The 16,849-nt window shown below is 40.9% G+C and carries 21 protein-coding genes; 17 read left to right on the top strand and 4 right to left on the bottom strand.

Features of this window, described 5'->3' with window-relative positions:
• Nucleotides 1–108: 108 nt before the first annotated feature.
• From NSU13_RS11545 to pstB (NSU13_RS11525), 5 genes are all read left to right on the top strand, one after another.
• Nucleotides 109–1,026, top strand: coding sequence for a phosphate ABC transporter substrate-binding protein (locus tag NSU13_RS11545; protein ID WP_075623509.1), 918 nt, complete (start codon nucleotides 109–111; stop codon nucleotides 1,024–1,026).
• 79 nt (nucleotides 1,027–1,105) lie between these two features.
• Nucleotides 1,106–2,032: a phosphate ABC transporter permease subunit PstC gene (pstC, locus tag NSU13_RS11540; protein WP_024422994.1), complete on the top strand. Its 927-nt coding sequence runs from the start codon at nucleotides 1,106–1,108 to the stop codon at nucleotides 2,030–2,032.
• Entirely contained in the window at nucleotides 2,032–2,916 is an 885-nt protein-coding gene (gene pstA, locus NSU13_RS11535) for a phosphate ABC transporter permease PstA (RefSeq protein ID WP_342489529.1), read from the top strand. The genes pstC and pstA overlap by 1 nt, the downstream gene beginning before the upstream one ends.
• A gap of 32 nt (nucleotides 2,917–2,948) precedes the next feature.
• Nucleotides 2,949–3,752, top strand: a complete 804-nt coding sequence (gene pstB, locus NSU13_RS11530; RefSeq protein ID WP_170825867.1) for a phosphate ABC transporter ATP-binding protein PstB — start codon at nucleotides 2,949–2,951, stop codon at nucleotides 3,750–3,752.
• Nucleotides 3,753–3,767: 15 nt separating this feature from the next.
• A complete protein-coding gene (gene pstB / locus NSU13_RS11525; protein ID WP_034280173.1) occupies nucleotides 3,768–4,550 on the top strand; it encodes a phosphate ABC transporter ATP-binding protein PstB in 783 nt (260 codons plus the stop codon).
• 43 nt (nucleotides 4,551–4,593) lie between these two features.
• Here the strand turns inward: pstB (NSU13_RS11525) and NSU13_RS11520 are convergent, their stop codons facing one another.
• Both NSU13_RS11520 and NSU13_RS11515 read right to left on the bottom strand, forming a co-directional pair.
• On the bottom strand, nucleotides 4,594–5,094 hold the full coding sequence (locus NSU13_RS11520; protein WP_217008798.1) for an endolytic transglycosylase MltG: 501 nt from the start codon (nucleotides 5,092–5,094) through the stop codon (nucleotides 4,594–4,596).
• Nucleotides 5,091–5,438: a hypothetical protein gene (locus NSU13_RS11515; protein WP_024422989.1), complete on the bottom strand. Its 348-nt coding sequence runs from the start codon at nucleotides 5,436–5,438 to the stop codon at nucleotides 5,091–5,093. Before NSU13_RS11515 ends, NSU13_RS11520 begins: the two co-directional genes overlap by 4 nt.
• 413 nt (nucleotides 5,439–5,851) lie before the next feature.
• Between NSU13_RS11515 and rpmG the strand changes: the two genes are divergently transcribed.
• The 11 genes from rpmG to NSU13_RS11460 all read left to right on the top strand — a co-directional run bounded on the left by rpmG (nucleotide 5,852) and on the right by NSU13_RS11460 (nucleotide 15,488).
• Entirely contained in the window at nucleotides 5,852–6,001 is a 150-nt protein-coding gene (gene rpmG, locus NSU13_RS11510; protein ID WP_008360061.1) for a 50S ribosomal protein L33, read from the top strand.
• Between the two features lie 48 nt (nucleotides 6,002–6,049).
• Nucleotides 6,050–6,610: a 5-formyltetrahydrofolate cyclo-ligase gene (locus NSU13_RS11505; protein ID WP_034280180.1), complete on the top strand. Its 561-nt coding sequence runs from the start codon at nucleotides 6,050–6,052 to the stop codon at nucleotides 6,608–6,610.
• A gap of 131 nt (nucleotides 6,611–6,741) precedes the next feature.
• Entirely contained in the window at nucleotides 6,742–7,008 is a 267-nt protein-coding gene (locus tag NSU13_RS11500; RefSeq protein WP_342489528.1) for a hypothetical protein, read from the top strand.
• Between the two features lie 298 nt (nucleotides 7,009–7,306).
• Nucleotides 7,307–7,480 carry a hypothetical protein gene (locus tag NSU13_RS11495; protein ID WP_162176177.1) on the top strand — a complete coding sequence of 58 codons (174 nt, stop codon included), beginning with the start codon at nucleotides 7,307–7,309 and terminating at the stop codon, nucleotides 7,478–7,480.
• Nucleotides 7,481–7,566: 86 nt separating this feature from the next.
• Nucleotides 7,567–9,105 carry a rhomboid family intramembrane serine protease gene (locus tag NSU13_RS11490; protein WP_081124577.1) on the top strand — a complete coding sequence of 513 codons (1,539 nt, stop codon included), beginning with the start codon at nucleotides 7,567–7,569 and terminating at the stop codon, nucleotides 9,103–9,105.
• A gap of 70 nt (nucleotides 9,106–9,175) precedes the next feature.
• Nucleotides 9,176–9,379, top strand: coding sequence for a YqgQ family protein (locus tag NSU13_RS11485; RefSeq protein ID WP_008342322.1), 204 nt, complete (start codon nucleotides 9,176–9,178; stop codon nucleotides 9,377–9,379).
• A 13-nt stretch (nucleotides 9,380–9,392) separates the two neighbouring features.
• A complete protein-coding gene (locus NSU13_RS11480; RefSeq protein WP_025092968.1) occupies nucleotides 9,393–10,346 on the top strand; it encodes an ROK family glucokinase in 954 nt (317 codons plus the stop codon).
• 213 nt (nucleotides 10,347–10,559) lie between these two features.
• Nucleotides 10,560–12,479 (top strand): LTA synthase family protein, encoded by a 1,920-nt coding sequence (locus NSU13_RS11475; protein WP_342474512.1) that lies wholly within the window; start codon nucleotides 10,560–10,562, stop codon nucleotides 12,477–12,479.
• Between the two features lie 85 nt (nucleotides 12,480–12,564).
• Nucleotides 12,565–13,689, top strand: coding sequence for a M14 family metallocarboxypeptidase (locus tag NSU13_RS11470; protein WP_342474511.1), 1,125 nt, complete (start codon nucleotides 12,565–12,567; stop codon nucleotides 13,687–13,689).
• A 154-nt stretch (nucleotides 13,690–13,843) separates the two neighbouring features.
• The gene (locus NSU13_RS11465) at nucleotides 13,844–15,097 is read left to right on the top strand and encodes an MFS transporter (protein WP_046311764.1); all 1,254 of its coding nucleotides are present in this window, start codon (nucleotides 13,844–13,846) and stop codon (nucleotides 15,095–15,097) included.
• A gap of 76 nt (nucleotides 15,098–15,173) precedes the next feature.
• Nucleotides 15,174–15,488: an MTH1187 family thiamine-binding protein gene (locus NSU13_RS11460; protein ID WP_024427984.1), complete on the top strand. Its 315-nt coding sequence runs from the start codon at nucleotides 15,174–15,176 to the stop codon at nucleotides 15,486–15,488.
• A 23-nt stretch (nucleotides 15,489–15,511) separates the two neighbouring features.
• Here NSU13_RS11460 and NSU13_RS11455 read toward each other — a convergent pair whose 3' ends face one another.
• Nucleotides 15,512–15,685, bottom strand: coding sequence for a DUF2759 domain-containing protein (locus NSU13_RS11455; protein ID WP_003217333.1), 174 nt, complete (start codon nucleotides 15,683–15,685; stop codon nucleotides 15,512–15,514).
• Nucleotides 15,686–15,842: 157 nt separating this feature from the next.
• On the opposite strand from NSU13_RS11455, the gene NSU13_RS11450 reads away from it, so the two are divergent.
• Nucleotides 15,843–16,481 (top strand): MBL fold metallo-hydrolase, encoded by a 639-nt coding sequence (locus NSU13_RS11450; RefSeq protein ID WP_034280195.1) that lies wholly within the window; start codon nucleotides 15,843–15,845, stop codon nucleotides 16,479–16,481.
• A gap of 46 nt (nucleotides 16,482–16,527) precedes the next feature.
• On the opposite strand, the gene NSU13_RS11445 is transcribed toward NSU13_RS11450, so the two are convergent.
• A complete protein-coding gene (locus NSU13_RS11445; RefSeq protein ID WP_003217440.1) occupies nucleotides 16,528–16,770 on the bottom strand; it encodes a DUF2626 domain-containing protein in 243 nt (80 codons plus the stop codon).
• Nucleotides 16,771–16,849: the final 79 nt, after the last annotated feature.

Raw genomic sequence — 16,849 nt, 5'->3', positions numbered from 1 at the left:
TACAAAACTTCGACATTTACAAAACCTTAACATTCCATTTAAACGAAATTAATAAAGAACCTTTAATGTATTACTCGTAGGACAAATTATTCAGGGGGTATTCTTGAAATGAAAAAGAACAAATTATGGCTGCTTACTTTCCTTACTATCGCATTGTTAGCATTCGTCACAGCATGCGGAAACAGCAGCTCAAGCGGAGATTCAAAAGACAGTAAAGGAAATGCTTCAAACAAAGATGAGGCATCAGGTTCCATTACCATCTCAGGATCATCTGCGATGCAGCCTTTAGTTCTTGCGGCAGCAGAAAAATTCATGGATAAACATCCAAAAGCCGATATTCAAGTACAAGCCGGCGGTTCAGGAACAGGACTTTCTCAAGTTTCAGAAGGATCTGTACAAATTGGGAACTCAGATGTATTCGCTGAAGAGAAAGACGGAATCGACGCAAAAGCTTTAAAAGACCACAAAGTAGCAGTTGTTGGAATGGCCGCAGCTGTAAACCCTGAAGTGGGTGTCAAAGACATCACAAAGGACGAATTGAAAAAAATCTTCACTGGTAAAATCAAAAACTGGAAAGAGCTTGGCGGGAAAGACCAAAAAATCACGCTTGTCAACAGACCTGATTCTTCAGGAACTCGTGCAACATTTGTGAAATATGCACTTGATGGTGCAACACCTGCAGAAGGAATCACAGAAGATTCTTCAAACACAGTGAAAAAGCTGATTGCAGAAACACCAGGTGCGATTGGATACCTAGCATTCTCTTATTTAACAGATGACAAAATTACACCGCTTAGCATTGATGGTGTGAAACCAGAAGAAAGCAATGTAGAAAGCGGTAAATATACAATTTGGGCATACGAGCACTCTTATACAAAAGGTGAGCCGGAAGGTCTAGCAAAACAATTCTTAGATTACCTTATGAGTGACGAAGTACAAAAAGAAATCGTCAAAGACCAAGGCTACATCTCAGTCTCTAATATGAAAGTAGAAAGAGACGCAACAGGCAAACAATCAGATAAGTAAGAGGTCTTGAATTGCTGATGAAGGAAAAGTGGAGCATTTCACTTTTCCTTTTATGACATTCATAGGAGTGTAGAAAAAGATGAAGCAGATAGAACATACAGAAGCGAGCGATCGGCTGATCAGCTCGAAGAAAAATAGGCAAATGGATGAAGTAAGAGGAAGTATTTTGGTGAAATTCTGCGCATTCTTAATGATTGCAGTATCCATCGCCATCACCATCTTCCTTGGCATTAAGGGTTTACAATCTTTCATCGTAAATGGTGTAAGCCCAATTGAGTTCTTAACCAGTATCAATTGGAACCCAACAGCAGAAAACCCGGAGTACGGCGCATTTCCTTTTATCTTTGGATCGATCGCCGTCACGCTTCTATCGGCACTTATTGCAGCGCCGCTAGGCATCGCAGGAGCGATCTTTATGACAGAAATTGCACCTGCATGGGGCCGGAAAATTCTTCAGCCAGTCATTGAATTGCTTGTAGGGATTCCATCCGTTGTTTACGGATTCATAGGTCTTACAGTATTGGTGCCGTTTATCGGACATTTCAAGTCAAGCGGCTCAGGGCATAGCGTGTTAGCAGGAACGATTGTCCTGTCTATTATGATTCTGCCAACCGTTACATCCATTGCAACTGATGCTATGGCTTCCCTTCCAAAAAGCTTACGTGAGGGATCGTATGCACTTGGCGCTACAAGATGGCAAACGATTAGACGTGTGCTTGTACCAGCAGCTCTTCCAACATTAATGACAGCAGTCGTTCTTGGAATGGCAAGAGCATTTGGAGAAGCCCTTGCCGTTCAGATGGTCATTGGAAACACGCGTAATTTACCAGAGAGCATTATGGATACAGCTGGTACTTTAACAACCATTATTACGTTAAACATGGGTCACACAACGTATGGAAGTGTTGAAAACAATACACTTTGGTCAATGGGGCTTGTCCTTCTAGTTGTATCGTTTATGTTCATACTCATTATCAGATACTTGTCGTCTAGGAGGAAGATTTAATGAATAGCAAAATGACCGATCGTTTTGCCACGTTTGTTTTTGGATTATGTGCTGCCATTATTACGGCGATCCTAGTTGGTTTGTTTTCTTATATCATCTTCAACGGTGCAAAAGAATTAAATTTCGACTTTTTGACAACCCGCTCAAGTGCAATTGGCTCTGGCGGCGGTATTAGGGATCAGCTGTATAACTCGTTTTACATTTTGTTTATTACAATGCTGATCACAGTACCACTTGGTGTCGGCGGCGGAGTGTACATGGCTGAATATGCGCCTCAAAACAAAGTCACTGATTTTATTCGCACATGTATTGAAGTGCTGTCTTCACTTCCTTCTATTGTCATTGGTATGTTTGGTTTACTCATGTTTGTCAATTTAACAGGCTGGGGCTATACGATCATCGGAGGAGCTCTTGCGCTCACGGTGTTTAACCTGCCAGTGATGGTGAGGGTGACAGAAGACGCGCTTCGCTCTGTACCGAAGGATCAAAAGGAAGCATCACTAGCGCTTGGTGTGACGAAATGGCATACAGTGAAGACGGTCCTGATTCCAGGAGCGATTCCTTCTATTATTACCGGTGCGATTTTAGCATCAGGAAGAGTCTTCGGGGAGGCAGCAGCGCTTCTTTTCACAGCAGGCCTCACCACACCGCGTCTTGATTTTACAAACTGGAGTCCATTTTCTGATACGTCACCGCTGAATGTTTTTAGACCGGCAGAAACATTAGCCGTTCATATATGGAACGTCAATACACAAGGAATCATTCCAGATGCAGAGGCCATTGCAAATGGTGCATCAGCCGTACTTGTGCTTTCAGTTTTAGTATTCAACTTAGCAGCTAGATGGCTTGGTTCATTTATTCATAAAAAGCTTACGTCAAAATAATGTGAGAGAGGTGTGAAGGGGATATGGTTCAAATGCTAGCAGAAAAAAAAGAGATTGCAGCAAAAAAGGCTCCACTTCAAGCGGAACAGATTTTACAGGTGCAGGATTTAAGCATTTATTATGGTGAAAAAAGAGCAGTCAATCACATTTCATTTGAAATTGAGAAGAACGCAATTACCGCATTAATCGGCCCATCTGGCTGCGGGAAATCAACCTTTTTACGCAGCATTAACCGCATGAACGACTTGATCCCAGGTGCGAGAAGTGAAGGGGCGATCATGTACGAAGGGCTCAATATTTTGGATGACCGCATTAATGTGGTGAATTTACGAAGAGAAATCGGCATGGTTTTCCAAAAACCAAACCCATTTCCTAAATCGATCTACAATAACATTACCCATGCGTTAAAGTATGCGGGGGAAAAAAGAAAATCAGTGCTTGATGATGCGGTAGAGGAAAGCTTAACAAAAGCAGCGCTTTGGGATGAGGTCAAAGATCGTCTGCACCGCTCGGCTTTGTCATTATCCGGTGGTCAGCAGCAGCGCCTTTGTATTGCGCGTACACTTGCGATGAAGCCCAGCGTTCTTTTATTAGATGAACCCGCATCTGCCCTAGACCCGATTTCAAATGCAAAAATTGAAGAGTTATTATCAGAGTTGAAAAATGATTATTCGATCGTCATTGTGACACACAACATGCAGCAAGCGTTACGTGTATCTGATCATACAGCCTTTTTCCTGAACGGTGATCTAGTAGAATATGATGCCACTGAACGTATCTTTACACGTCCTGCGCAGCAAAAAACAGAAGACTATATCAATGGTCGATTTGGATAAGGCGGGTGGATTTTGATGAATGCAATAGCTACTGAAACAGCCAAAAAAGAAGTGTTTCGTGTGAATGATATGAACCTTTGGTACGGACAGCATCACGCACTGAAGCATATTGATTTAGACATTAGAGAGCATGAAGTCACAGCAATTATCGGTCCGTCCGGCTGCGGGAAGTCAACGTTTATCAAGACCTTAAATCTTATGGTCAAAACAGTGCCAGGTGTGAAAATCACTGGAGATATGATGTATAACGGCGACAATATTTTAAAAGGCCGCGTTGATCTAGTGGAACTGCGTAAAAACGTCGGGATGGTCTTTCAAAAAGGGAACCCATTCCCTCAGTCAATCTTTGATAATGTCGTCTACGGACCAAGAATTCATGGCGTGAAGAGCAAGCAGCAATTGAAAGAAATCGCTGAAAAAGCGCTTCGTGATGTTGCCCTTTGGGATGAAGTGAAAGATCGTTTAAGTGCGCCTGCATTAGGTCTTTCCGGCGGTCAGCAGCAGCGTCTTTGTATCGCAAGAGCTATTGCCACAAGCCCAGACATTTTACTAATGGATGAACCAACATCAGCGCTTGATCCTGTCTCAACATTAAAGATTGAAGAATTGATTATGAAATTAAAAGAGAAATACACGATTGCCATTGTGACGCATAACATGCAGCAAGCGGCGAGGGTATCAGATAGAACAGCCTTCTTTTTAATGGGAGAGCTTGTTGAGGTCAATGATACGAATGTGATGTTCTCTGAGCCAAATGATCAAAGAACAAATGATTATATATCTGGTCGATTTGGATAACAAAAACCCCCTGGAGGTCAGCGCCGCCAGGGGGTTTTTGCTGTTATTTTGTTAAGGCTTTGACGATTTGTTTAAACGTCATCCCTGTTTTTAAATTGAACTTGCCTGCACGAATTTCTTTATGGTAGCCGGCGTCAATCACGTAATCATTAAAATCTTTAGACGAATTGATGATTCCGTCCTTTTCAAGCATGTCTGAAACATCACTTGTGCTCATCCCGTTTTTAATAACAAATTTGACCGGTTTGCCTTTAGGCTTGTCTGATGTTTCTTTATCATTTTTAGAATCGCCGTCTTCATTTGCCTTCAGTGCTTTTTCTTTATAATCAAGAAGCTGCTGATATGTTTCACGGCTGACGGAGACTTCTTTTTTAGAGTCTAAATAGTTTTTCACATCAGTGTCTGTTACTTTCGCTGCGAGCGTTTCTTTTGTGGTTGTATCAGCCGCCGCTTCATCTTTTCCAGTGAGGAAAAAAACGATCGCCAGAACACCAGTTGCAAGAATCATACCTGCCGCAAACGTTTGGATGCTTTTTTTCGTCATACAAGCACCTTCTCGTTGTCTTTAATGATCATGTTGACCTCATCTACAGATACATGCTCAGCGCGCGCAATGGCCTCAGGAGACATGCCATTTTGATGCTTTGAAATGATTTGTCTTGCGATAGATGGATCAATTTCTGAATGTTTGCGGACGACAATGTTTGTTTCAAGCAATTCTTCTTCAAGAACCTTCATTTTCTTTTTCAGTTTATAGATTTCTTGCATTGCAGATAGTTGAAGTGTTTCAAGTTCCTGCTCGACTTCTTTAATCGGCTCTCTTTGAAAATATGAGAATGCGATCAGTACGATACTGACAACAAGCAATCCGATAATTGCAATTTCCATGTTTCATCACCTTTTATTCATATTTTAATGCTGAAAGCCATAAAAGGCTTTCATGATTGTTTCAGACAGTTTTCGACCCTTCTTTTTTATACCATAAAAAAGCTAGTTTCAAAAGGAATTGCTGAAAAAATCACCTTTTTTTCATCTTTTTTCTTTTTATATGAAAAACGAGTATGAAAATCTTGCTCGCTGTCAAAATAAAAGAGGGTTCCTCATGTATACAGTACGACAAAGATTAAGGTTTTATAGGGGAGCAGGCCATTTTTCATGAAATGACCGTGCGATATGGATCAGAACGCGGACGGGATTGACTGAAATTCAAATTGGTGAAAAAACATTCTAGCATTCCTAAGCTAGAAGTGGTATTATAGTTAGGTCTGAATGTGAATTGATTTTAGTTTGGAGGGAAAAACATGCGCGTAAATATTACTCTAGCTTGCACTGAATGCGGTGAGCGTAACTATATTACTAAAAAGAATAAGCGAAACAATCCAGATCGCGTTGAATTCAAAAAGTATTGCTCACGTGATAAAAAACAAACTTTACATCGTGAAACAAAGTAAGCAGCAGGGAATTTTCCTGCTGTTTTTTTATGATGGGAGATGATCTGTATGAAAAAAGAGCTTCGTCTTCAAACATTAGCCAAGCTGGACCAGATGAGTGCCGAGGAATTCAAGCGAAGCACCGCTTTACTTCATGAGCACTTGTTTCAACTGTCAGCATGGAAACAAGCGGATACGATTGCACTCACCATGTCTAGAGGAAAAGAGGTACCAACAATGCCTCTAATTGAAAAAGCATGGCAGGAGGGGAAAACAGTATGTGTACCCACCTGTTTTCCGGAAACAAAAGAGATGACGTTTTATGAATATACACCGGAAACGAAAATGATATCCCGCTACTTTGGGCTAATAGAGCCAGACCCTCTGGCGTCGGCTGCTGCATCTAAAGAATCAATCGATTTGATCATTGTGCCTGGTGTGTGCTTCGATCGACAAGGCTACCGTATCGGATATGGGGGCGGCTATTATGACCGCTACTTAGCTGACTATCACGGCGAAACGCTTGCCCTTTGCTTGACAGTACAGCAAACTGAGCATATTCCGGCTGAAACGCACGACATCCCGGTCTCAATCATGGTCAGTGAGAAAGGTACCATATATCCAAAATAAAAGTCCGCTGCTTATACGTAAGAACGGGCTTTTTGTGTTGAGCGAAGGTCTTGTTTGTGATCAAAAGTCACAAAAACGATAGTGATCAACATACTTCATTAAAAGGCATTTTAGCTGACGGGGGATATGTTTTGAAAAAATTTCGCGGAAAGAAAAGATACTTCCGTCATATGTGGGAGGAAGTAAATACTTGTGACTTAAAACTTGATCGTGATTCATGGTTTTATTTTTGGCATACGCACCTTGATTTTTTTGGAGTCGGGGGAAATAGCTTAAAAATAAGAAGAGAGCATATCAAAGCTCATATCGCTTTATATTATAGGCTGCTAAAACAGCTAGAAGGCTTTGAAAAGCCATACCAAACTTGGATTTGTATTCACGAACATGACCCTGTTTAGACGCTGTATATGTTTATACACCAAATCCATACGACAGTTACTTTCCGCACAAGGTGGAGGAGTTAGAGCAGAATTGTAAGTTGCCTCATACTTTCATGGGGACTAATCGACCTTCATCAATTTGACGTTTCTTATGATCAATCAGAGTGCGGAGAGGTCTATTATATTCAATCAAAAGAGCAAGGGATTAGATTGTGAAGGCCTGCTTATGAAATGAACCTTTTAAGCGATAAAAACGATGGTTCATGCATAAACAAATACTATTTAAGCCACGATACGAACATAGGAGGGAATATGGATGAATAAAATGATTTGGAGCATTGTGTTCACACTATTTGCATTCGTTCTCGTGCAAAATCGTTATCGGCTCATGAATTTGGTTTTAGGGCAAAATCAAGTCCGGCACTTTTTGATTAAATGGCTGATGAAAATCCCATATTTTCGGACGAAATTTATTCGCCAAGCATTCTAATCCCGCAAAAGCCGGGATTTTTTTGTTTAGAAATGCGGATAAGAACGATTCTTGCTATAATAATGTAAAAAATGGAGCGCGAATGTATGAATGTCATAGATAGTTTATTTTGGCGAGTTGTTGATGAACTAAGACAAAAAGGATACGAGATGATTCAAAGTCCGTACCCAGAAGATGAAATATTTTTTGAAGCACCACGAAACTCAGGTTATGATCTCATCCGTCTATATAGAAAAGATGTGAATTTCAAGCAGGAGATCGTTCGAGATATCGAGGAGCAAACATATCGGATCAATCAGCTGAGAGAAGCTATGCGTAAACGATCTCTTCATCTCCTGCAGCTGCAATTTACAACTGATGTTCCAGTAGATGATTGGGAAGACCTAAACGGTCAGCCGCAAAAAGAGAATAAGGTGACAGTTACTCCTGTATTACTCAATGCAGACACGCTTCAAAACGATGTAAACGAACTGCAAAAATGGCTGAATACATCGCTTGCAGTAAATGTAGAAGAAGCGAAGGAAGACACAGCTGAGGATGCCATGCAGCTGAAAAGGAACGTGCTTCAGGCATTTGATGATCAGGAAAAGCAGCGAGAACGAGAACGGGCCGTGTTTCAAAATGGCAGACCCATTTTTACCTACTTGCTGATCGCTGTCCAAGTGGTGATGTTTCTTTTACTTGAGCTGTCAGGCGGAAGTACCAATACCGCAACTTTAACAGCATTTGGTGCTAAAAATAATGTGCTGATCTTAGAGGGTGAATGGTGGCGCCTGATGACACCAATGTTTTTGCATATTGGCTTGACGCACTTACTCTTTAATACTTTTGCTCTTTGGTCCGTTGGAGCGGCTGTTGAGAGAATTTATGGGTCGGGAAGATTTTTGCTCATCTATTTCATTTCCGGCATTTTTGGCTCCATAGCGAGCTTTGTGTTTAATACGGCAATTGCAGCCGGCGCATCTGGCGCGATCTTTGGCTGCTTAGGCGCACTGTTATATTTAGCCATCTCAAATCGAAAGCTTTTCTTTCGGACGATGGGGACAAATATTATTGTCATTATCCTCATTAACCTAGGAATAGGCTTCACTGTATCAGGTATTGATAACGCAGGGCATCTTGGCGGCCTGGTTGGCGGTTTTTTCACCGCATTAGCAGTCCGTCTGCCTAAACAGGTGCAGCCTGTCAAAATGCTTCTTGCGAGTGCTGCTTTGCTCTTTATTGGCGGTTTTGGATTGTATACAGGGTTTCATTCTGACAATCAAAAGAAAGCAGCGGCAGCAAGTGAGGCAGCGAGTTTATTTGATGAGAAAAAGTACAGCGAAGCAAGTGAACGACTAGAGGAATATGTGCACGATAAAGATGCATCAGCTGAGGCACTTCATATCTATGCACTATCGGAAGCGCAGCAGGGCCGACTTGATAAGGCTATTCAATTTTTACAAAAGTCGCTTGAAAAAGATCCAGATGATCCAAATAAACTGTATCATTTATCGCTTTTATACGTAGAAAAAGGAGAGACAGCGAAAGCAGAGGATCTATTAGCGAAAGCGTTAAAACAAGATCCTCAAAATGATCAATTTTTAAAGCTGAAACAATATATCGAAAATAGTCAAACACGTTGAATGACTTGACTGAAAGCGCATTTATGAATACGCTTATCCTAACTGTTGATGAAAAGAAATGGTGGAAACAATGAAAACGTTATATGATGTACAGCAGCTGCTCATGAGATTTGGAAATTATGTGTATTTCGGAGATCGTGAAGTAGAATTAGAATTTATGGCAGACGAATTGAAGGAAATGTATACATCAGGCATCATTGACCGGACCGAATGGTCAAACGCAATGACGATTCTTCAAATGGAGCTAGCCAAATTAAATCGAAAAACAATGTGAAGGTGGAGGGCATATGACAGGGGATTGGTTTGTAGGTATTGATCTTGGCGGTACGACAATTAAGCTTGCGTTCATTAATCTATATGGTGAAATTCAGCATAAGTGGGAGATTCCTACGGATAAATCCGGGCAGACGATCACAGTCGATATTGCCAAATCAATTGACCATAAACTGGTTGAGATCAGTATGCCGAAATCAGCACTTATTGGGATCGGAATGGGTGCACCTGGACCTGTAGATAAAGTATCTGGCATCGTCTATAAAACAACGAATCTGGGCTGGACAAACTACCCCTTGAAAGATCACCTAGAGGCAGAGACGGGACTTCCATCTGTCATTGAAAATGATGCGAATATTGCTGCACTCGGTGAAATGTGGAAGGGGGCAGGCGATGGCGCAAAAAATATCCTGATGGTCACACTTGGAACAGGGGTTGGCGGCGGCATCATCGTCAACGGTGAAGTTGTTCAAGGGGAAACAGGAGCTGGCGGAGAAATTGGCCATATTTGTGCTGTTCCATTTCAAGGTGCACCGTGTAACTGTGGAAGAACAGGCTGTATTGAAACGATCGCATCTGCAACTGGCATCGTCCGGATTGCAAAGGATAAATTAGAAACCGAGCAGCATACATCTTCACTTGGCAAGCTCGCTTCGCTATCGGCAAAGAATGTATTTGAGGCGGCAGAAAACGGAGATGATCTTGCAATGCGTGTCGTAGAAGAAGTGACGACACATCTTGGACTTGTCCTAGCGAATCTTGCTAGTGCTTTAAACCCAACAAAAATTGTGATTGGCGGCGGTGTTTCAAAAGCAGGTGAGCTTCTTCGCAGTAAAGTAGAGCGCATTGTGAAACAACATGCTTTCCCGCCTTGCGCTGACGATGTTGAAGTGGTAATTGCATCCCTCGGAAACGATGCGGGTGTTATCGGCGGGGCATGGATGGCAAAAACCAAATGGCTGTCTTGAACAAAAAAGTCATAATGATGTCATTTTTATTAAAAAAAGCGATAGATAGGCATGAAATTGGATGTTTAGCATATTCATAAGTTTGTCATGAGGAAAAAGACATTGATTTTCCATCATATACAGGATAAGATATACTTTAGTTATTTTTCTAGAAGCACCAATAATTAGGGTATATCCAGAGCCTGGGTGCGCGCTTAGCATAAGGAGGTTACAATGCGAAAGAATAGATTAAAGGCGATTTCATTTTTACTGATTGCGACATTGCTGATGTGGGTCAAAACCTATGTTATCTATAAATCTAGCTTCAATATTAAAATTGAAAATTTCATGCAGGAGTTTATCCTGTTTATTAATCCGCTTAGCTTTCTCTTGTTTATCTTCGGTATCGGTTTATTTTTCAAAGAAAAAAACCGCAATCGATATATCATCGTGACAAGCTTTATCCTAACATTCGTTTTGTTAGCCAACATTGTGTTTTATCGATTCTATAGTGATTTTCTAACCATCCCCGTCCTATTTCAAACAAACAATATGGGTGACCTCGGGTCAAGTATTACCTCTTTAATTGAACCAGTCGATTTACTGATGTTTGTTGATATCATCATTTTAATTTGGCTCTATAAAAAACAGCCTTCCTTTAGAACAGATGTCACAATTTCACGAAAAGAACGAGCGGCCTATTACTTATTTGTGGCAGCTACATTCTTCTTTAACCTTGGTTTAGCTGAAACAGAACGACCAGAACTTCTTACTCGCTCATTTGACCGTGAGATGCTGGTGAAAAATATCAGCTTATATAACTTCCATATTTATGATGGGGTATTGCAATCGAAGCAGTCCGCCCAACGAGCTCTTGCTGACAGTAATAGCTTAACTGAAATTGAAAACTATGTAAGCGCAAATCAAACGGACCGTAATGAAAAGACATTTGGTCAAGCAAAAGGACGAAATGTCATTCTTGTATCACTTGAATCTACACAGAGTTTCGTGATCAATGAAAAATTAAACGGGAAAGAAATTACTCCGTTTTTAAACAAATTGATCAAGAAGAGCTATAACTTTACTAATTTCTATCACCAAACAGGTCAAGGGAAAACATCTGATTCAGAGTTTATTGTAGATAATTCTCTTTATCCACTTGGAAGAGGGGCTGTGTTCTTCACAAATCCAAGCAATGAGTTTACAGCGACACCTGAGCTGTTAAAGGATGAGGGCTACCACTCTTCTGTTATTCATGCGAATAACAAAAGCTTCTGGAACCGTGACCTTATCTACGATAGCTTTGGCTACGATAAGTTTTTTGATATTAAATCATTTGATGTGAATGAAGAAAACTCAGTTGGCTGGGGACTGAAAGATGGTCCGTTCTTTGAGCAGTCCGCTGAATTAATGAAATCGATCCCGCAGCCTTTCTATACGAGATTGATTACATTAACGAACCATTTCCCTTTTGATTTAGATGAAGAAGATAAGCTCATTGATGAATATGATTCAAAGAGCAAAACGCTGAACAAGTACTTCCCTACAGTGCGTTATCAAGATGAAGCCCTTAAGCTTTTCTTTAAAAAGATGAAGGAAGCTGGGTTATACGATAACTCCATTTTTGTTTTGTATGGGGATCACTACGGAATTTCTGAAAACCATAACGAAGCCATGGGACAATTCTTAAATAAAGAGATTACGCCATTTGAAGAAGTACAGCTTCAAAAAGTCCCGTTTGTTGTACACATTCCAGGGGTAACGGATCAACATCCAAAAGAAATTGATACGGTAGGCGGTCAGGTCGATATCCGTCCAACTGTACTCAATCTTCTAGGGATTGATACAAGTAAACAAATTCAATTTGGTCATGACCTTTTATCGAAAGATAAGAATGACTTTACAGTACTCCGTGATGGAAGCTTTATTACGAAGGACAGCATTTTTACAGATGGTGTTTGCTACAATAAAGAAACAGGCGATCCAGCAGATGATAAAAACGTGTGTCAATCTTATGAAGAGAAGGCGAAGCAGGAGCTTCAGTTCTCTGATCAAATCATCTACGGGGATCTCCTTAGATTTTATGATCGAAACAGCCCGGACCATTCACCATCCAAAAAAGAAGATGAAACGGAGCTGAAAAAGGCGTCCTAATAGATGAAAAAACCTCTGCTATTTTAGAAGCAGGGGTTTTCTTTTTTTGCCTTCCGGCTCATATAGTATGAGAGGAGGGATGTAAATGAAGACAACGTCGTTTGGAAAAATTGAATGGCAGCTGCATGAAGCAGGGAGGGATGCTGTGGCAAAGCAGCTTGGTATTGGCAAAGCTGCTTTTCATTTATCTAATCAATCAAGCACTGATAACCTTCTTTTACCGGGATATAGACTTCCAGAAGGAGTCCATGTATTTGATTCGATAGGTGATGTGCAGAGATTTATTGCACCTTACAGACTGCAGCAATCCGATGATTGGATTAATGGAACATTTGAATATGATAGCGTTCGATTAGAAGAAGAGCTGAGCCGCTTGAAAGCCGTATTTCCTTTTCTTCATATCAGCGTTATTGGCCATTCAGTGCTTGATACACCTATTTATGAGATCCGAACAGAGCCTGTTCAGCATTTACATTCTATTCATCTCAATGCCTCATTTCATGCAAATGAATGGATTACGACGTCTGTTTTATTAAAATGGTTGAAATCGCTTTGCTTAGCAGCGTCTGACCCGGTTCAGGCAAGACATTATGAAGCGGTTCATATCCTGCAGACCACCGCTTTATCCATCGTGCCAATGGTCAATCCAGATGGAGTCGATTTGGTTCGTAATGGACCGGAGTCACTAGGTCTTCATCGTGAAGAATTCACACTGCTAAACGAGGGATATTCCGATTACCGGGAATGGAAAGCAAATATTCGAGGGGTGGATTTAAACAATCAATTCCCAGCTTATTGGGAGATCGAGTACTATCGTCATCAGTCGAAGGCACCGTCCTACCGGGATTATCCTGGGCGTGAGCCATTAACAGAACCAGAAGCGAAAGCGATGGCAAATCTTGCGTTGCGAAAACGATTTGACCGGCTGATCGCCCTTCATACACAAGGAGAAGAGATCTATTGGGGGTTTCTTGGCCATGAGCCAGCCAGCTCAAAAGAAACGGTCAAACGATTCGAACTAGTGAGCGGTTACAAACCGATCCAATATCTCGACAGCTATGCAGGCTATCGCGATTGGTTTATTTATCAATTTCATAATGAGGGCTATACAGTCGAGCTTGGTCTAGGGAAAAATCCTCTTTCCATGGTTCAATTTGATTCGATCTATGAAAAAACAAAGCGGCTTTTGTGGGAAGCGTGTAAGTGTTAAAAGCACCTGTCTGGTGCTTTTTCATATTTTGAGAAAATCAATTGCTTATGGTCAATAAAAACAATGTTGAAGTAATTGACGAAGGCCTCCTTGTAAGCTATGGTGAAAGATATGGATGTAAAAAAAAGGATATGATTTAGGGAGATGTCGACTATTGAGTGCTCAAAGCCTGTGGAAAAGAAATTTTACTTATTTATTTGTTTCTAAAATGTGCAAAATTACGGCTGATAGTTTATCTTTCAACACCATCTTGTGGCTTTTAGTACTAGGAGGGAAAGGGGCCATAGGGACAGCTTTTTTTATTGCAGTCAGCTTTGTTCCTCAAGCGATTGTTGGGCCATTTATTACGCCTATGATGAAGCCGCATCAATTGAAGTTTTGGATGTGTTTTGCTGATTTAACACGAGGAGCGATTATCCTTGTGATCGTGGTTAGTTACTTTTATGGTTTCACCCCATTAGCACTCATCATTGGCTGTATGCTGTTGCATTCGGCGACAGGAGGCTCCTATGAACCGGCATCTGTATCGATTATTCCAAAGCTTGTCCATGAGGACCTCATACAAAAAGCGAATGCAACCATCCAATCAGCAAGTCATGTAGTAAGACTTGTGACGGTCACGATTTGTGGTGTCATGATTGCATTTGCAGGCGTAGGTTATACAATGCTTGTGATCATTCCTCTTTACCTTTTGTCCGCTTTATTGGTGTTCATGATTTCATATCAAACAGACGTCATCATCGATAAAGCCAAAAAAGGATTATCTTACGGCAAAAGATTAATTCGAGGTTTTTCACTTGTTAGAAGCCACCATATTTTGTTTCCATTAGCGATTTTTTGTGTCTGCTCAAACTTTGCTGCGGCACCATGGGAAGCATTGTCTGTTATTTATTTAACAGAAGACTTACATAGTGGACCGGTCGTCTATTCATTCATCAAAGTCACAACTGCACTAGGCGCATTTTTGATGGGGTTTGTTTTGACAAAGATAAAAGTGAATCGGTATGGATTGCTGTTTATAGGCGCTGGGATCGTTGATGGAATCGCCTTCTTCATCACAGGTATGAACGCATTGTTGCCTCTTGTGTTTATATCAGCTTTTGCTTTAGGAGCAGCAATTAGTGCAGTTAACGTACCCGAACATACGATGATTCAATTGTCAGTAAAGGCAGAGGATCAGCCGCAAGTGTATGCGATCATCAACATGATTTCCTACTTAATGATTCCGTTAGGCGCCCTCCTTGGCGGCTATATGGCAACAATATTTGGATCTGGGTATGTCATTGCGGCCGGCGGCATCATTGAAGCTGCTTCAGGTATATGCCTGCTTCTGTTTACAAAGATCGGGAAGGTAGAGAGAGCGGATTTGACGATAGAACGAGACAAACCTGCCGTAAACGCAACGTAAGCATGGCATGATTGAATGAGGATAGGTTACAATGAGGACGAGAAAACATGAGAATTTAATTGAAAGGGGAAAAATTATGGCTATAGCAGACGTCACCATCATTCCGATAGGCACTGAAACACCAAGTGTCAGTGCTTATGTAGCAGATGTACAAAGAATTTTAGAAGGCTTTCAACAAGAAGGGAAAATCAAATATCAATTAACACCGATGAATACGTTAATTGAAGGCGAATTATCCGTTTTATTTGAGGTCATTCAGCGCATTCATGAAGCCCCTTTTGAAAAGGGATTGCACCGAGTAGCGACCAATATTCGCATCGATGACAGACGGGATCAAACCACAACACTTACAAGCAAATTAGAAAGCGTGAATAAGCATTTAAATCAATAAAAAAGCCTGCTATAAGCAGGCTTTTAATGTGCAGTTGGATAACCGCTATAGATGATGGTCATGACAGTGAACCATCCAAAAACCAAAAATGTAGCGCCTGCAAAAGCGATGGCAAGTACGTTCACTTTTTTTAGTGAGCGATAGATGCCGAGCGCAGCTAAAATCGTGACTAGACCAAAAATAATGACGAGCATCATGTGAAAGTCCCCCTTTGTCATCAATCCCCTTGATTTCCTTTCTTTTCATTTTAACCGTTTTCATAAAGCTTGTCGAGTAGATTCCAGTTGACGATTGTTTGAATTTTTATTGAATAGCCTTCATAATAAAAAAGAATGAATAAAGTAGGTGATGAAAATGAATTGGAGAAGAATGCCACTAGGCTATGTACAAGCGAACGCATATATTTGGAAAAATGAACAGGGAGAATGCTTAATTTTTGATCCAGGCGGTGAAGCGCAAAAACTGATTTCCTATGTAAAAGAAAAACAGCTCACACCGCTTGCTGTCTTATTGACACATGCTCATTTTGATCATATTGGAGCGGCAGATGAGGTGCGCGAAGAGTGGGGAGTGCCGCTGTATGTACATGAAAATGAAAAAGAATGGCTCACGAACGCTGAATTAAATGGTTCAGCTCGTTTGATTGGGAATGGAATTACGGTCAAAGAAGCTGAAAAATTGATTACGTCAGAAGGAACGCTTCAAATTGGGTCGTTTACATTAGAAATGTTCCATACACCAGGGCATTCACCTGGCAGTGTGTCTTACTATTCGGCGGAAGAAGGATTTGTTATTTCTGGTGACACGCTATTTGAAGGCGGTATCGGAAGAACAGATTTAGTAGGCGGCAGTCAGGAAGTGCTGCTTCAATCAATCCATCATAAATTATTGTCATTGCCAGAATCAACTCTTGTTTTAAGTGGACATGGCGGAGAAACCACTGTGCTGACGGAGCAGGAGCAAAATCCGTTTATTAATGGATTTTCTCTTTAAACGTATGAAAAAAAGCATCTCTTTTTATAGAGATGCTTTTTTTCAATTAATGTCCGGTACCGGGAACCATGATGAAAATCGAATAATATGTAAATCCGGCAAAGAAAATCGTCAAGTACGCTCCGAAAATGTAAATATACATTCTTTCGGATAAATTCAAGTAGGATAAAAATACAAAAAGAACGGTTTGACCGAAGAATAGCAGCGATGCATCTTTCATATGTCCTAAATAGAACATGACAGCAAAAATACCCGTCCAAAAGCCAAGCACGCGGAACATGCGATTCATTTCTTTCCCTCCCCTTAAAAACCCCTTTGATTCATATTATAGCTGATCATCACTTGTTATGTAAACATTTACATTTTTG

Origin of the sequence: Bacillus sp. FSL M8-0049, assembly GCF_038593355.1 — a bacterium.
GTDB classification, from domain to species: domain Bacteria; phylum Bacillota; class Bacilli; order Bacillales; family Bacillaceae; genus Bacillus; species Bacillus safensis.
The sequence above is the reverse complement of the archived record's forward strand: the minus strand, read 5'-3'. Positions and strand labels throughout refer to the sequence as shown.

What these genes read in the sequence shown, in the direction of transcription:
- pstB (WP_034280173.1), top strand. Translation starts at nt 3,768, where the DNA reads ATGAATGCAATAGCTACTGAAACAGCCAAAAAAGAAGTGTTTCGTGTG.
- NSU13_RS11485 (WP_008342322.1), top strand. Translation starts at nt 9,176, where the DNA reads ATGAAAACGTTATATGATGTACAGCAGCTGCTCATGAGATTTGGAAAT.
- NSU13_RS11515 (WP_024422989.1), bottom strand. Translation starts at nt 5,438, where the DNA reads ATGGAAATTGCAATTATCGGATTGCTTGTTGTCAGTATCGTACTGATC.
- NSU13_RS11520 (WP_217008798.1), bottom strand. Translation starts at nt 5,094, where the DNA reads ATGACGAAAAAAAGCATCCAAACGTTTGCGGCAGGTATGATTCTTGCA.
- NSU13_RS11545 (WP_075623509.1), top strand. Translation starts at nt 109, where the DNA reads ATGAAAAAGAACAAATTATGGCTGCTTACTTTCCTTACTATCGCATTG.
- pstB (WP_170825867.1), top strand. Translation starts at nt 2,949, where the DNA reads ATGCTAGCAGAAAAAAAAGAGATTGCAGCAAAAAAGGCTCCACTTCAA.
- pstA (WP_342489529.1), top strand. Translation starts at nt 2,032, where the DNA reads ATGAATAGCAAAATGACCGATCGTTTTGCCACGTTTGTTTTTGGATTA.
- NSU13_RS11455 (WP_003217333.1), bottom strand. Translation starts at nt 15,685, where the DNA reads ATGATGCTCGTCATTATTTTTGGTCTAGTCACGATTTTAGCTGCGCTC.
- NSU13_RS11475 (WP_342474512.1), top strand. Translation starts at nt 10,560, where the DNA reads ATGCGAAAGAATAGATTAAAGGCGATTTCATTTTTACTGATTGCGACA.
- NSU13_RS11505 (WP_034280180.1), top strand. Translation starts at nt 6,050, where the DNA reads ATGAAAAAAGAGCTTCGTCTTCAAACATTAGCCAAGCTGGACCAGATG.
- NSU13_RS11460 (WP_024427984.1), top strand. Translation starts at nt 15,174, where the DNA reads ATGGCTATAGCAGACGTCACCATCATTCCGATAGGCACTGAAACACCA.
- NSU13_RS11480 (WP_025092968.1), top strand. Translation starts at nt 9,393, where the DNA reads ATGACAGGGGATTGGTTTGTAGGTATTGATCTTGGCGGTACGACAATT.
- NSU13_RS11450 (WP_034280195.1), top strand. Translation starts at nt 15,843, where the DNA reads ATGAATTGGAGAAGAATGCCACTAGGCTATGTACAAGCGAACGCATAT.
- NSU13_RS11470 (WP_342474511.1), top strand. Translation starts at nt 12,565, where the DNA reads ATGAAGACAACGTCGTTTGGAAAAATTGAATGGCAGCTGCATGAAGCA.
- NSU13_RS11495 (WP_162176177.1), top strand. Translation starts at nt 7,307, where the DNA reads ATGAATAAAATGATTTGGAGCATTGTGTTCACACTATTTGCATTCGTT.
- pstC (WP_024422994.1), top strand. Translation starts at nt 1,106, where the DNA reads ATGAAGCAGATAGAACATACAGAAGCGAGCGATCGGCTGATCAGCTCG.
- rpmG (WP_008360061.1), top strand. Translation starts at nt 5,852, where the DNA reads ATGCGCGTAAATATTACTCTAGCTTGCACTGAATGCGGTGAGCGTAAC.
- NSU13_RS11445 (WP_003217440.1), bottom strand. Translation starts at nt 16,770, where the DNA reads ATGAATCGCATGTTCCGCGTGCTTGGCTTTTGGACGGGTATTTTTGCT.
- NSU13_RS11490 (WP_081124577.1), top strand. Translation starts at nt 7,567, where the DNA reads ATGAATGTCATAGATAGTTTATTTTGGCGAGTTGTTGATGAACTAAGA.